14 protein-coding genes are annotated in these 12,177 nt (G+C 76.0%); 6 read left to right on the top strand and 8 right to left on the bottom strand.

What is annotated here, in order from left to right:
- Nucleotide 1 precedes the first annotated feature (1 nt).
- Nucleotides 2-793: a class I SAM-dependent methyltransferase gene (locus BMW99_RS42300; RefSeq protein WP_075017831.1), complete on the top strand. Its 792-nt coding sequence runs from the start codon at nucleotides 2-4 to the stop codon at nucleotides 791-793.
- On the opposite strand, the gene BMW99_RS28505 is transcribed toward BMW99_RS42300, so the two are convergent.
- Entirely contained in the window at nucleotides 786-2,129 is a 1,344-nt protein-coding gene (locus BMW99_RS28505) for an MFS transporter (protein ID WP_265737212.1), read from the bottom strand. The genes BMW99_RS42300 and BMW99_RS28505 overlap by 8 nt on opposite strands.
- A gap of 418 nt (nucleotides 2,130-2,547) precedes the next feature.
- Complete coding sequence (locus BMW99_RS28500; RefSeq protein WP_141726488.1) at nucleotides 2,548-2,781, bottom strand: hypothetical protein; 234 nt, start codon at nucleotides 2,779-2,781, stop codon at nucleotides 2,548-2,550.
- A gap of 401 nt (nucleotides 2,782-3,182) precedes the next feature.
- On the opposite strand from BMW99_RS28500, the gene BMW99_RS28495 reads away from it, so the two are divergent.
- Complete coding sequence (locus tag BMW99_RS28495; protein ID WP_069466949.1) at nucleotides 3,183-3,458, top strand: hypothetical protein; 276 nt, start codon at nucleotides 3,183-3,185, stop codon at nucleotides 3,456-3,458.
- A gap of 180 nt (nucleotides 3,459-3,638) precedes the next feature.
- Complete coding sequence (locus BMW99_RS28490; protein WP_069465133.1) at nucleotides 3,639-4,439, top strand: SDR family NAD(P)-dependent oxidoreductase; 801 nt, start codon at nucleotides 3,639-3,641, stop codon at nucleotides 4,437-4,439.
- A 48-nt stretch (nucleotides 4,440-4,487) separates the two neighbouring features.
- Here BMW99_RS28490 and BMW99_RS28485 read toward each other — a convergent pair whose 3' ends face one another.
- Together BMW99_RS28485 and BMW99_RS28480 are read right to left on the bottom strand one after the other, a co-directional pair.
- Entirely contained in the window at nucleotides 4,488-5,090 is a 603-nt protein-coding gene (locus tag BMW99_RS28485; protein WP_069465134.1) for a TetR/AcrR family transcriptional regulator, read from the bottom strand.
- A gap of 111 nt (nucleotides 5,091-5,201) precedes the next feature.
- Nucleotides 5,202-5,525, bottom strand: a complete 324-nt coding sequence (locus tag BMW99_RS28480) for a YkvA family protein (protein WP_407640330.1) — start codon at nucleotides 5,523-5,525, stop codon at nucleotides 5,202-5,204.
- 188 nt (nucleotides 5,526-5,713) lie between these two features.
- Here BMW99_RS28480 and pyrE point away from each other — a divergent pair, with 188 nt between their 5' ends.
- On the top strand, nucleotides 5,714-6,238 hold the full coding sequence (gene pyrE / locus BMW99_RS28475) for an orotate phosphoribosyltransferase (protein WP_069465135.1): 525 nt from the start codon (nucleotides 5,714-5,716) through the stop codon (nucleotides 6,236-6,238).
- A gap of 48 nt (nucleotides 6,239-6,286) precedes the next feature.
- Here the strand turns inward: pyrE and BMW99_RS28470 are convergent, their stop codons facing one another.
- A complete protein-coding gene (locus BMW99_RS28470) occupies nucleotides 6,287-6,703 on the bottom strand; it encodes a YybH family protein (protein ID WP_245791666.1) in 417 nt (138 codons plus the stop codon).
- A gap of 42 nt (nucleotides 6,704-6,745) precedes the next feature.
- Nucleotides 6,746-7,690 carry a LysR family transcriptional regulator gene (locus BMW99_RS28465; RefSeq protein ID WP_075017807.1) on the bottom strand — a complete coding sequence of 315 codons (945 nt, stop codon included), beginning with the start codon at nucleotides 7,688-7,690 and terminating at the stop codon, nucleotides 6,746-6,748.
- Between the two features lie 235 nt (nucleotides 7,691-7,925).
- Between BMW99_RS28465 and BMW99_RS41485 the strand changes: the two genes are divergently transcribed.
- Together BMW99_RS41485 and BMW99_RS42295 are read left to right on the top strand one after the other, a co-directional pair.
- Nucleotides 7,926-8,084 (top strand): hypothetical protein, encoded by a 159-nt coding sequence (locus tag BMW99_RS41485; protein ID WP_176735463.1) that lies wholly within the window; start codon nucleotides 7,926-7,928, stop codon nucleotides 8,082-8,084.
- Between the two features lie 145 nt (nucleotides 8,085-8,229).
- Nucleotides 8,230-9,063 (top strand): DUF2255 family protein, encoded by an 834-nt coding sequence (locus BMW99_RS42295; RefSeq protein WP_245791665.1) that lies wholly within the window; start codon nucleotides 8,230-8,232, stop codon nucleotides 9,061-9,063.
- Between the two features lie 102 nt (nucleotides 9,064-9,165).
- On the opposite strand, the gene tpg is transcribed toward BMW99_RS42295, so the two are convergent.
- Nucleotides 9,166-9,726 carry a telomere-protecting terminal protein Tpg gene (tpg, locus tag BMW99_RS28450; protein ID WP_069463270.1) on the bottom strand — a complete coding sequence of 187 codons (561 nt, stop codon included), beginning with the start codon at nucleotides 9,724-9,726 and terminating at the stop codon, nucleotides 9,166-9,168.
- A 3-nt stretch (nucleotides 9,727-9,729) separates the two neighbouring features.
- Nucleotides 9,730-11,985: a telomere-associated protein Tap gene (tap, locus tag BMW99_RS28445; RefSeq protein WP_075017806.1), complete on the bottom strand. Its 2,256-nt coding sequence runs from the start codon at nucleotides 11,983-11,985 to the stop codon at nucleotides 9,730-9,732.
- Nucleotides 11,986-12,177 lie beyond the last annotated feature (192 nt).

The raw sequence follows: 12,177 nt of genomic DNA, 5'->3' as shown, positions 1-12,177 counted from the left end.
CATGGCCACCACGACCGCGACCGGCACCACCGGCACCACCGGCACCACCGGCACCGACTGGCAGTCCTGGCAGGACAGCTGGGACCGGCAGCAGCAGTGGTACATGCCCCACCGCGAGGAGCAGTTCCAGACCATGCTCGACATGGTCCAGGCCTGCGTGGGCACCCGGCCGCGCGTCCTGGACCTCGCCTGCGGCACCGGCACCATCACCGCACGCCTGCTCGCCCGCTTCCCCCAGACCACCGTCACCGGCATCGACCTCGACCCCGCCCTGCTCACCATCGCCCGCGGCACCTTCGCCGGCGACGACCGGGTGACCCTCCTCGAAGCCGACCTCACCGACCCCGCCTGGCCCGAACTGCTGCCCCACCCCAGCTACGACGCGGTCCTGACCGCCACCGCCCTGCACTGGCTGCGCAGCGGACCCGTCGCCACCTTGTACGGGCAGGTCGCCGAACTCGTCCGCGACGGCGGCATCTTCATGAACGCCGACCGCATGACCGACGAGACCACCCCCCGGATCAACGCCGCCGAAACCGCCCAGCGGCAGGCCCGCATGGACCAGGCCCGCCGCGAGGGCGCCCTGGACTGGACCGACTGGTGGCAACTGGCCGCCAAGGACCCGGCCCTGGCCGAACCCACCGCCCGGCGGTGGGAGATCTACAGCCCCGACGACGAAGGCGACATGCCGTCCGTGCAGTGGCACACCCGCGTCCTGCGCGACAAGGGCTTCACCGAGGCCCGCCCGGTGTCCTGCTCCCCCGCCGACACCCTGCTGCTGGCCCTCAAGTAGACCCCCCACCCCCGCCCTCCGCGCCCCGCCGCCGCGGCACCGCACCGACAGCCGAGCCGGCAGCGGGGACGGCGGGGACGGGGGCCGAAGCCCGGGCGAGGGGAACGGGGACGGGGGCGGGCAGCACGCGGCCCAGCCGGCCCAGCGGAGACAGCGCCATCACCGCGGGCGACACCAGCATCGCCACCGCCGCCACCATCAGGCCGGCCCGCAACCCCCAGGCGTGTGCGAGGAACCCGCCCAGCAGGGAACCCAGCGGAGCCATCCCCATGCCGACGAAACTGATCGTCGCGGCCGTACGGCCCTGCACCGCGGGCGGCGTGACGGCCTGCCGCACCGCCATCACCGTCACGTTGACCAGCTGCGCGCCCAGCCCGAACACGAACCCGACCACCACCAGCACCCCGGCGACCACCACCGGCGGGCCGTGCAACGCCGGAACGCAGCAGAACACCCCGTCCCCCAGCGCGGCCCCACCCACCAGGACCACGCCGTACCCGAACCGGGCCGGCGCCCGGGCCGCCAGCAGCGACCCCGCCAGCGCGCCCGGCCCCGACGCCGCCAGCACCACCCCCACCACCACACCCGGCAGGTGCAACTGGCGCGGCAGGAACAGCAGATACACCGTCATCATCGCCGCGAACGAGAACTGGTAGGCCGCCGACGCCACGCACACCGCCCGCAACGCCGCGTCCCCGGCGACGAAACGCACCCCCCGGCCCATGCGCCGCCACGCCCCGGCCGCGTCCCCGGCACGCTCCGGGACCGGCTCGGGTCGTCGGATCCGCCGCAGCGACAGGAACGACACCGCGAACGACAGGGCACCCGCGGCGGCCGCGACCGGCACCGACAGCAGCGACACCAGCGCCCCGCCCAGCGCCGGACCCGCGATCTGCGCCGCCGACCGGCTGCCCTCCAGCGCACTGTTGCCCGCCACCAGACGGTCACGTTCCACCAGCCGCACCACCGCGGCCTGATAGGCCACGTCGAACACCACCGACAACGCCCCCGCGGCGAAGACCACGACGAGCAGCGCCCCCATCGCCAGAGACCCCCACCACCCGGCCACGGCCGCACCGGCCAGGACCAGCGCCCGCCCCGCGTCCGCCCAGGCCATCGCCGTACGGGCACGCCACCGGTCCACCCACGCCCCCGCCGGCAACGACAGCAGCAGCACCGGCGCCTGCCCCACCGCCCGCAGCACACCCAGCTGCCCGGCACTGGCATGGAGCGTCACGACCGCGAACAGCGGCACGATCACCAGGCTCGCGTGCTCCCCGAGTTGGGACACCGCCTGACCGGCCCACAACCGGCGGAAGTCCGCATCACGCCACAACCCCGGCCCACCACCACCCCCGGACACGGACACGGACACGGGGGACGCATGTGGCGCGGAAGACGCAGCGGACGCGGAGGACGACGACGAGGATGCGGCGGACGGCACAGGGGTTCCCTCAAAGGGCCGGCGGCGAGGCCCGGCACCGGGCACACCCCACCCGGGTGCACCCCCGGCGCGCTCGGGCAGGGGACGGCTCGCTGTGCCGCAACGTCACGGGCAGCACGCGATGACAGGCCACTTCATTGGCCACGACGTCAACGCGCGCTCGGGAAACCGGGCATCTCTCAGCTCCTCGGGCCTGCCGTGCGTGCGCGCCCCAACCTAGCCGCCCCGCCGCGCGGGGTCGACGCGATTACCCGCGCCCGCCCAGGAGTTGACACCCCCGCAGCCCCGCCGTCCCGCCGTCCCGGCAGGTTCAGGTGTTCCCGGCCCGGTACCGGTCGGCCCCGACCGCGGCGCCGTCCGGCTGGCGGCGAGCATCCATGGTGCGCCCGGCCGCACTGGCGCGATGGATCAGCGCCGAGGCCTCCTCGGCCGTCACGGTGCTCAGCAGCGTGGCGATCGCCTCGTCCCCGATACGGTCGATCCGCCGGACCAGGTCGTCGCCGCGCAGGCGCATCAGCTCGTCGTACACCGGATCTTGTGCCATGGCCGAACACCTCAGGGAAGAGTGCGGGAGTCTTTGGTCCACGCTCGCACCGAACCCCGCCGGCCGCACGCCGGGCACGCCCTCCAGAGGCGCGCCCGGGGCCGGGCACGCGAGGACCCCGGCCGGCCAAGGGGGGAGCCGACCGGGGTCACCGGGCGGGACGCGAAGGGGCGGTCGCCTCTCGGCGAGGGGCTCCGTGGGGCGTGGCCGGCGGCCACCCTCCCCACGGGCAGAGGTGAGGCCCGGGGACACGGTCCCCTTCACGTTCCCGCACCCCTGACAACCAGCGGCGACACCACCGCATTCCCCTGCCCGCGCAGGCAACCGCACGCACCGGGCGCCATGTCCTTGATGTCATCCGACCCCCATGCCAAGGCCCCCGGGCCCGAGACGAGGACGCCATGCAGCACCGCCGGACCAGGCACCTCACCGCCCTCGCGGCGATCGCCGTCGCCATGGCCGCCCTGTGCGGGTGCGCCAGCGACCGACGCGGCACCGGGGACTCCCCCGTCGCCGGCCGGCGCGGCGACGACAGCCCCGCGAACGTCACCAACTTCCCCGACCACTTCGCGAACATCGCCACCAAATGCGTCGCCGGCGCCCCCGGCTTCCGCGCGTTCGTCACCACCCGCGAGGCCGCTCCCGTCATCCTCGCCGACCCCACCTGCAAGGGCTGAACCCCACCCGCCGCCCCGCCCGCCAGTCCCGCCCCGGCATCCGCCGGGCGGGTGCCCGTCGCCGCAGGTCCGGACCCCCGACCCCGATAAGTCTACGAGTGTATACTTGTGGGTGTGGCCATCCGCCGCCCGCGTCGACCAGGGCGCGGGGGCGGCCGGCCGCGGAAAGGGAAGCAGGAGATGAACCTCGATCTCACCGGCAAGCGCGCGCTGATCACCGGCTCCAGTGCCGGGCTCGGCGAGGCGACCGCCAGGATGCTGGCCGCCGAGGGCGCGGCCGTGGTGATCCACGGGCGTGACAAGGACCGGACCGAGGCGGTCGCCGCCGCGATCCGCGCGGCCGGCGGCACGGCCAGCACCGCACTGGGCGACCTGGCCACCGACGAGGGCGCCGCCGACGTCGCCCGGGCGGCCACCGGCGAGGGGCCCGTCGACATCCTCGTCAACAACGCCGGCTTCTACCGGCACCTGTCCTGGACGCAGGCCACCGCCCAGGAGTGGAACGACACCTACAACGTCAACGTCGTCTCGGGCGTGCGGATGATCCAGCACCTGGTCCCGGCGATGCGCGAGCGCGGCTGGGGCCGCGTGGTCACCATCGGCGGCGGCCTGGCCTCCCAGCCGATGAACACCCACCCGCAGTACAACGCCACGCTCGCCGCCCGCCACAACCTCGCCGTCTCCCTGGCCCGCGACCTCAAGGGCACCGGCGTCACCTCCAACGTGGTCTCCCCCGGCGCGATCCTCGTGGACAGCGTCAAGGACCTCGTCACGCAGATCGGACCCGACCGCGGCTGGGGCCGGACCTGGCAGGACATCCACCCCCACGCCGTGGAAGCCCTCATCCCCAACGACCAGAACCGCTTCGGCGAACCCGACGAGATCGCCGCGGCGGTGGCCTACCTGTGCGGGCCCCACGCGCAGTACGTCAGCGGCGCGACCCTCCGGGTCGACGGCGGCCTCATCCGCTCCGCCTTCTGAGACCGCCCCCGGCCCGGTCGGGACGGCCGGCGGCGCGAGGGCCCCGCGCTACGCGCGGCCGTCCGGGTCCGCCCCGGCCGCCGGGCCCGTGACCGGCTCGAGCATCGAGGCCAGCAGCCGCGCCAGGCGCTCCTCGTCGGCCGCCGCGAGCGCGCCGACACCGACGACGGTGCGCAGCAGCCACGTCCCGGCGGCCAGCGCCAGGCCCAGCTGCGCGCGCAGCTCGGCCTCCGGGCCGCCGATCAGCCCCGCCAGGCGGGCGCCGGCATGCCTCTCGATGCCCTGCCGGACGATGCCGGCCGCCTCGGGGTCGGCCGCCGAGCGCAGCATGAGCAGGAACGGGTCCAGGGGCTCGGCGCCGGGCGCGGTGCGCCCGGCCAGCGAGCGGGCCATCTCCCCGGGCAGGCCCTGGCGGGAGGTGCCCACCACGGTCGGCGGGGCGAAGCAGCGGTCGACGGCCTCGGCGAACAGGCCCTGCTTGGAACCGAAGTAACGGTTGATCATCATCGCCGTGACGCCCGCCCGCTCGGCGATCTGCCGGACCCCCGCACGGTCGTAGCCGTGCGCGGTGAACTCCACGACCGCCGCCGCCAGGATCGCCTCGCGTGTCGCGGCGGCGTCGCGCCGGCGCGCCGGCTGTTCACCCGTCATGGCCTCGAGGATACGGCGCGGCGTCTACGGCCGTAGACGCCGCGCGGCCACCCCGCGCCCGCCGCGCCCGCCGCCGCGGCCCGGGCCGGGGCCGTGGCGGGGGCCGGGGGGTCACCAGCGCTGCCGGCCCGGCGGGCGGTACAGGTCGCTCTCGCGGCGTTCGGCCGCGGCCGCCGCCGCCTTGTGCAGGGACCGCAGCGCCAGCATCAGCACACCGATGTCGTCGAGGTAGATCGGATCGGGCAACAGGTCGACGGGGCACACCAGATAGGCCACCGCCGCCCAGAACGTCACCTTCCCCGACCGCGGCAGCCCCGCGTCCTTCAGCAGCCGCCGCGCCCGCACCAGCTTGACCAGCACCACGATCGCGCCCAGCAGCATGGCGAGCACCAGGACCACCACGAGCCCGACCAGCAGGCGACCCCGCCCGTCCACACGCCCCACCTCCCACCACCGAACAGCCCCTGCCGGTCCGTCTGCCCCGAACCGCGCCCGCCACCACCGGAGCCTGACACGCGGCGCCGCGCCCCTGACGCCGCAACCCGCCGGACCGGCCGGCGCGCGCGGCGCCGGAACGCGCCACCGCCCTGGGCCGCAGCGCCCGCATCCGGGACACTGGCGTTGTGACGCATCGTGAGCTGGCCCGCCGCATCCACGCCGCCTCCCACCTGACCGGGCAGTTCACCCTGCGCTCGGGGAACACCGCGACGGAGTACTTCGACAAGTACCGCTTCGAGTCCGACCCCGTCCTCCTGGACGAGATCGCCGCCGCGATGGCACCGCTGGTGCCGGCCGGCACCCAGGTCCTGGCCGGACTGGAGATGGGCGGCATCCCCGTCGTCACCGCGCTGGGCCGGCACACCGGCCTGCCCTGCGCGTTCGTCCGCAAGCACGCCAAGGCGTACGGGACCTGCAGGCTGGCCGAGGGCGCGCAGGTGGCCGGCCGCCGGGTGGCGGTGGTCGAGGACGTCGTCACCAGCGGCGGGCAGATCCTGGCGTCCACCGCCGAGTTGCGTGCGCTGGGCGCCCGGATCACCACGGCGGTGTGCGTGATCGACCGCGAGCAGGGCGGCGCCCAGGGCCTGGCCGCGCACGGCATCGGCCTGGCCGCGCTGCTGACCGCCACGGACCTGCGCGACACCGCCTGACCCCGCCGGCCGGCGCGGCCGTCCGGGGCCGGGCGGGGTCGGGCGGGCTCAGGGGCTGAGGTGTTCGTGCTGGATCTGCCAGGTGCCGCCGTGGCGGGTCAGGACGCTGGTGCCGCGGCCGCGGCCGGAGCGGGGGCGGCCCTCGACCTGGCCGGTCCAGGAGAAGCGGTAGCGGCACACCGCGTGCCTGGCGGACACCACCACCCATTCCAGGGCGGTGATCTCGTACACCTCGTCGCTGATCGTGGCGAAGGTCCGCGCGATCGCCGCGAGGATCTCGCCACGGCCCTGGTGGGAGCCGTCGGAGAACCAGTAGGTGGCGTCCGGTGCGATCAGCGGCGCCAGGTCCTCCACGACGCGGCGGTTGGCCGCTTGCTCGTAGCGGGCCATGAACGCCGTCACCTCCGCGACCGGCCCGGGCGCGGGCTCAGCGGCGGGCACAGGCATGGGCGTGGGCGTGGGCATGGGCAGCCTTCCGTAGCGGGCCGGGTCTGCGGTCGCCGCCGTTCACACCCCGGCGGCCGGCGGGGTCCACGGCGGGGTCCAGGTGCCGGGCGCGGCCGGCGGCGGGGCGGTGGTGGCCAGGTGGGTGCGCAGCGCGGCCAGCGCCGGGTGCCCGTTGTCGCGGTGCCACAGCAGGCAGTGCGGGTAGACCGGCGTCGGGCCTGTCACCGGGATGCGGCGCAGCCCGTGGTCGGCCGGCCACACCAGCCGGGTGTGCTCGCCCATGAACGTGGCCAGGGCCGGGGTGTCGGCGATGGTGTCCAGCAGCGCGTCGGAGCCGAAGTTCGGGCCGGTCGCCTCGATCGTCAGGCCGAACTCGCCGACCATGGCGTCGTAGTAGGCCGCCCACTCGGTGCCCGCCACGATGCCCGGCATCCAGATCCGGTGCCCGGCCAGCTGCGGCAGCGTCACCGACCGGGCGCCGGCCAGTGCATGGGCGGGGCCGGTCAGCACCTGCAGCGGCTCGTCCAGGACCCGCACATACGCGATGTCCTCCGGCAGCGGCCGGCCCGGTGCCCCGACCGCCCGGAACGTCGCGTCGATCGCGCCGGAGCGCAGCGCGGCCACCGCCGCGTCCATCTCGAAGAGCGTCAGCACGTCCAGATCGGCCTGCGGATGGGCGCGGTGGAAGGCGCGCATCAGCCCCGAGCCCGCCCCCCGCGAGGACAGCACGTCCACCCGCAGCGGACGGCGTCCCGCCCGCACCGAGGCCGCCGCCCGCTCCGCCACCCGCAGCAGCTCCCGCGCGTGCGGCAGGAACGCCTGCCCGTCGATCGTCAGCCGCGCACCGCGCGCGGTCCGCGTGAACAGCCGCACCCCCAGCGCGCGCTCCAGCGCCGCGACCCGCTTGGACACCGCCTGCTGGGTGACCCCCAGCTCCACCGCGGCCTCCTGGAACCGGCCCGCGTCCGTGGCGGCCACGAACGTCGCCACACCGTCAAGATCCATGACCCCACCCTAGAACGCCACAACCAGCCGTTGTGACCACACCACTCCGCACCCCTGCCACCTGCACGAACACGCCCCATGATCGGGACGGTGGGACGCGGCCGGGTTGTGGGCCGGCGTGAGGGGCGCGCGCGGCGCGGCGGCGTTAGGGTGGCCGGGAGGGGCCCCTGGCCACCGCCCCACGGGCCGACGCGCGGCCCCGCGCTCCACGACCGCGGCGGTGAAGGAGGGCGGCATGGAGCCATCCGCACGCAACTGGGTCGAACGAGTCCAGCACCTGCCCGACAAGCCCTCGCAGCAGGAAGCCGAGAAACTCGTCCGCGAGGTCTACCAGTCGGCGCAGAAGGAACTCGACGACCAGCGCGCCCAGGCCGAGTTCGAACGCGAGGAGTGACCCGCGCACCCACCGCGCCCCGCACCGCGCGCCCGCGGCCACACGTGTGCGCGGGTGGCGGGTGCGGGTGGGTGCGGTGTGCCTGTGCAGGACTCTCCCCCTCACACGTGTGCCGTGGGCCGGCCGTGGCGGTCACACTTGGTGCATGACCACCACCTGGGAACCCCACGACCTCGAACTGCTCTCCCGCACGCAGTCCCTGATCCTGACCGCCGGTGACGGCGGGGACGGTGTGGAGATCGGCATGGCCGTCACCGGCGGCCAGCTGTACGTGCGCGCCTACCGTGGCCCGCGGTCGGCCTGGTACCAGGCGGCACTCGCGCACGGCCGCGGACGCGTCACCGTCGCCGGGACCACGCACGACGTCGTCCTGGACACCGGCGGCCTCGGGCCGGCCGGGCCCGTCGACGAGGCGTTCACCGCCAAGTACGGGCCGGCCGCGGCCGGCCTGGTCGCCTCCGCCGATGCCCGCGCCGCCACGATCCGCATCTGTCCCGCGCCGCCGCGGCCCACCGTGCCGCCGGCCGCGCCCGCGAACGCGGTGCCCGCGCACCGGGCCGTGGAGAACCTGCTGGCCCGCTACGCCGAACTCGTCGACGACGGCGACTTCGCGGGAGTGGGCGAACTGCTGGCCGACGCCTCGTTCACCGGCAGCGGGGCGACGTTCACCGGCCGGGAGGCGATCGAGGGGATGTTCCGCGACACGCTGATCGTCTACGCCGACGGCACGCCGCGCACCCAGCACGTGACGAGCAACGTGGCCGTCGACGTCGACGAGGACGCCGGCACGGCCGAGGCCCGCTCCTGCGTGACCGTGCTGCAGGCCGTCGACGGCCTGCCCCTGCAGGTCATCGCCGCCGGCCGCTACCGCGACCGCTTCACCCGCCGCGACGGCCGGTGGCGCTTCACCCGCCGGCAGGTGGACATCCGCCTGGTCGGCGACGTCAGCCGGCACCTGCGCGCGGCCGCCGCCCGCTGACCTTGCGGCCCCACCGGGTCGTGCGGCCGGTGCCGGCGGTCACGGCCGGGGCCCCGGGGGACGGCCGGGCATTGCGCGCGCGGGGGCTGGGAACGGGGTGTGTCAGAAGTCGAGTTCGATGTAGTCGATGGTGGTGAAGCGGACCTCTTCCAGGGAGCGGGCCCGGCGGCCGCGGTCGCGGAAGTAGACGTCGCGCAGGGCCTCGGCGACGACCTGCCGCAGTTCGTCCTCGCCGGCGCCGGCGGCCTGCGCGGCGAACAGCCGCTCGGCGTGGTGCGGCGGCAGGTGCTGGGTCAGCAGCCGCATGCGGTCCTGGTCGCTGGAGCCGGGCGCGCCGGTGTAGCCGAACTGCGCGCGGGTCTCGACCACGATGCCGCCGCTGGTGGCGGCATGTCTGCGGGCGCGGGCCCGCACCCGCGGCTGCCAGTCCTTGCGGACCTCGCGCTCCAGGCGGGCGGCCAGCTCCGGGCGCGGGTGGCGCAGGGTGCCTTTGACGTAGCGTTCCACGGTGCGCTGGGAGACCTGCAGGCGCTGGGCGACGGCCCGGGTCGAGCCGTGCTCGCTCCTGACCAGGAACCGCATCCGCGCGCCGGCGGAGGCGGGGATGGGGCGGGTCGCGGTGGCCGCGCCCGCCCGCTCCAGACTGTCCTGCAGCTCGCCCATGCCCTACTCCCCCTCGTCCGTGCCGGACCGGCCCTTGATGTGCCGGGCGGGGTTGTACTGCTGCTCCAGCAGTTCCACCGCCCAGTACAGCGGCTTGCTGCCCTCGTGCTTGACCATCCCCGGAGACACGCCCAGGCGGAACGTGCCCGGGGACGGGCGGCCGTCGGCGTCGGTGGGCAGGACGTCCAGCGGCGAGGGGCCCGGCGAGGGGTAGACCGCGCAGTCCGACAGCACCGCCACCGGTGCCAGCGCCCGCGGCCCGAACAGGGCCGTCCACGCGCCCTGGTGGGAGCGCGGCGGCAGGCGGCCGCCGGTGGCGGCCGCCACGTTCATCAGTTTGCGGTGCATGTTCACCCGGGCCGCGGAGATCACCGCCGCGCGGATGTCGGGCCGCCACGTCGGCCGCTCCAGCGCCGGCCAGGGCCGGCCGGGCCGGTAGCCGGCGCCCTTGGGCCGCTCGCGCAGCTTGCCGATGCCGCCCTTGACCGTCGCCTTGATCGCCGAGAGCACCGCGGCCATGCCCGGGTCGGTGTCCCCCAGGCCTTCCATCGCCGCCAGGAACTGCCGCGGCGTCAGGCCCGCGTCCACGCCCAGATCGGCCATCGTCGCCTTGTATGCCTGCGAGAGGACCTTGTACCAGGGCTCCAGGTAGGGGCCGGCCTCCGGCCGCAGGTAGCCCTCGAGCGGCCGCAGCTGGACCGGCAGGTGGTGGGTGTCGATCAGTTCCTGCGCGTAGGCCACCGTCGGCGTCGCGTACCAGGCCGGGCCCTGCGGGCGGCCGCCGTGCGGGGTGAACGGGTTCGGCAGCCGCGGGTCGACCGCCAGCGCCGACAGGTCCACCAGCCACGACCCCGGCACCTGCTTGTCGAACCGCGGCTCGCGCACGTGCCGCGGCCCGCACAACCCGACCGGCAGCCGGCTGACCGCGGCCAGGAACGCGGTGTTCACGTCGATGCCCACCGCCCACGGCCGGGCGCACTCCTGGTCGGTGAGCGTCTCGGTGGGCCGGATCCAGTCGAACGCCTCCTCGTCCAGCACCTCCGCCTCGCCGCGGACATGTCCGCGCGGTACCGCGGCGGCCACCACCGGGTGCTCGTCGGGGGCTTCGGGCGGCGCCGGATCGAAGGCCCGGGTCAGCGAGCCGGGCACCGGCCCCGGCACCCAGTTCCCGCTCGCCTCGTCGCGCACCGCGCGGGTCGGCGGGCGCAGCGCGGTCATCAGCTCCAGTCCGGTCACCGCGGTCGAGCCGCGCGGGGTGAGCACCCGCGCGGCGTACACCGACAGCACCCGCGCCAGCTCGGCGGCCGGCAGCAGGTCCGCGCCGCCCCACGCACGGGCCTCCAGCGCCTGCCACGGCAGCACCGCCAGCTGCACGCACCGGCGTTCACCGCCGGCCGCGGGCCGGTAGACCCGGGCCCACGGCCCGAACCCGCGCTGCGTCAACTGCCAGTTCGCACCGGCGATCTGAGCCAGCACCGGATGGTCCGGCGCCAGCCGCATCGCCCGCCGGTCGGTCAGCTCCAGGGGCAGCCCCAGCCGGGCGGCGGCGGCCGCGGTCACCACCACCAGCGGATCACCGTCCTTGCCCGACCGGTGCAGCCGCGGCGTGCCCAACCGGGCGTGCTCGAGCGTCCATTCCACCAGGTCCGGCACCGACAGGGCCGGGCAGCGCAGCACCAGACCGCCCGCGCAGTACAGCTGACCGTCCCCGTCCAGCACCCCCAGCGGCCCGTGCGCGAACCGCGGATCGCCGCCCCCGCCCGGGCCCTCCCGCACCACCGGCGCCGGCGCCCGCCCGGCACCGGCCCGGCGACGCGACGACGCCCCGCCCGCACCCACCGCAGGGGCGGGGGCGGGTTCCGGCCGGGACGGCGGGGCCGTCGGCGGGGCCGGCGCGGGGCCGGGGGCCGGGGGGTGGGGGCCGGCGGCCGACTGCGCGGATTCAGGGGCGGGTCGGGGGGCGGGTTCGGGGGCCGGCGGCGGCACGGCGGGGGGCGCCGGTGCGGGGAAACGCGCGGCCAGGCCCTCCAGCAGCCGCGCGTAGGCGGCGCGCTGCGGGGGCCGGGGCTCGGTGCGGCCGGCCTCCCAGTTGCCGACGGCCTCCCGGCGGGTGTCGACCGCCCGGGCGACCTGCGCCTGGCTCAGCCCGGCGGCCTCCCGCAGCCGCCTGCGCTCCGCGGGCTCCGGCAGCGCCTCCGCGGCCGCCACCTGGTCCAGCAGCGCGTCGACCGCGCTGAACAGCTCGTCCTGTCCCGGCATCACCGCACCTCCGGCCTGACACCCTATCAACCATCGCACACCCGATCGCGCATGAATCGCTCATCGATCGGGGGTGTGTCGGCGGCGGGGAGGCCGCGGCGGCGGCCGGGTCCCGGTGGCGTGGCCGGGTCCCGGTGGTGCGGGTGGGTGCGGCCGGGGGGCGGGGCGGCGGGGTGCGTGGTTGTGTGAGGC

Source organism: Actinacidiphila rubida, from assembly GCF_900110255.1.
Taxonomy (GTDB): domain Bacteria; phylum Actinomycetota; class Actinomycetes; order Streptomycetales; family Streptomycetaceae; genus Actinacidiphila; species Actinacidiphila rubida.
Note: the sequence above shows the minus strand (reverse complement) of the source record. Positions and strands in the feature narration are given on the sequence as shown.

Excerpts from the sequence above, each read along its gene's own strand:
- BMW99_RS28470 (WP_245791666.1), bottom strand. The coding sequence starts at position 6,703 with ATGCCCACGCCCACGCCCATGCCTGTGCCCGCCGCTGAGCCCGCGCCC.
- BMW99_RS42300 (WP_075017831.1), top strand. The coding sequence starts at position 2 with ATGGCCACCACGACCGCGACCGGCACCACCGGCACCACCGGCACCACC.
- tap (WP_075017806.1), bottom strand. The coding sequence starts at position 11,985 with ATGCCGGGACAGGACGAGCTGTTCAGCGCGGTCGACGCGCTGCTGGAC.
- BMW99_RS28490 (WP_069465133.1), top strand. The coding sequence starts at position 3,639 with ATGAACCTCGATCTCACCGGCAAGCGCGCGCTGATCACCGGCTCCAGT.
- BMW99_RS28500 (WP_141726488.1), bottom strand. The coding sequence starts at position 2,781 with ATGGCACAAGATCCGGTGTACGACGAGCTGATGCGCCTGCGCGGCGAC.
- BMW99_RS28465 (WP_075017807.1), bottom strand. The coding sequence starts at position 7,690 with ATGGATCTTGACGGTGTGGCGACGTTCGTGGCCGCCACGGACGCGGGC.
- BMW99_RS28485 (WP_069465134.1), bottom strand. The coding sequence starts at position 5,090 with ATGACGGGTGAACAGCCGGCGCGCCGGCGCGACGCCGCCGCGACACGC.
- BMW99_RS28495 (WP_069466949.1), top strand. The coding sequence starts at position 3,183 with ATGCAGCACCGCCGGACCAGGCACCTCACCGCCCTCGCGGCGATCGCC.
- tpg (WP_069463270.1), bottom strand. The coding sequence starts at position 9,726 with ATGGGCGAGCTGCAGGACAGTCTGGAGCGGGCGGGCGCGGCCACCGCG.
- BMW99_RS41485 (WP_176735463.1), top strand. The coding sequence starts at position 7,926 with ATGGAGCCATCCGCACGCAACTGGGTCGAACGAGTCCAGCACCTGCCC.
- BMW99_RS42295 (WP_245791665.1), top strand. The coding sequence starts at position 8,230 with ATGACCACCACCTGGGAACCCCACGACCTCGAACTGCTCTCCCGCACG.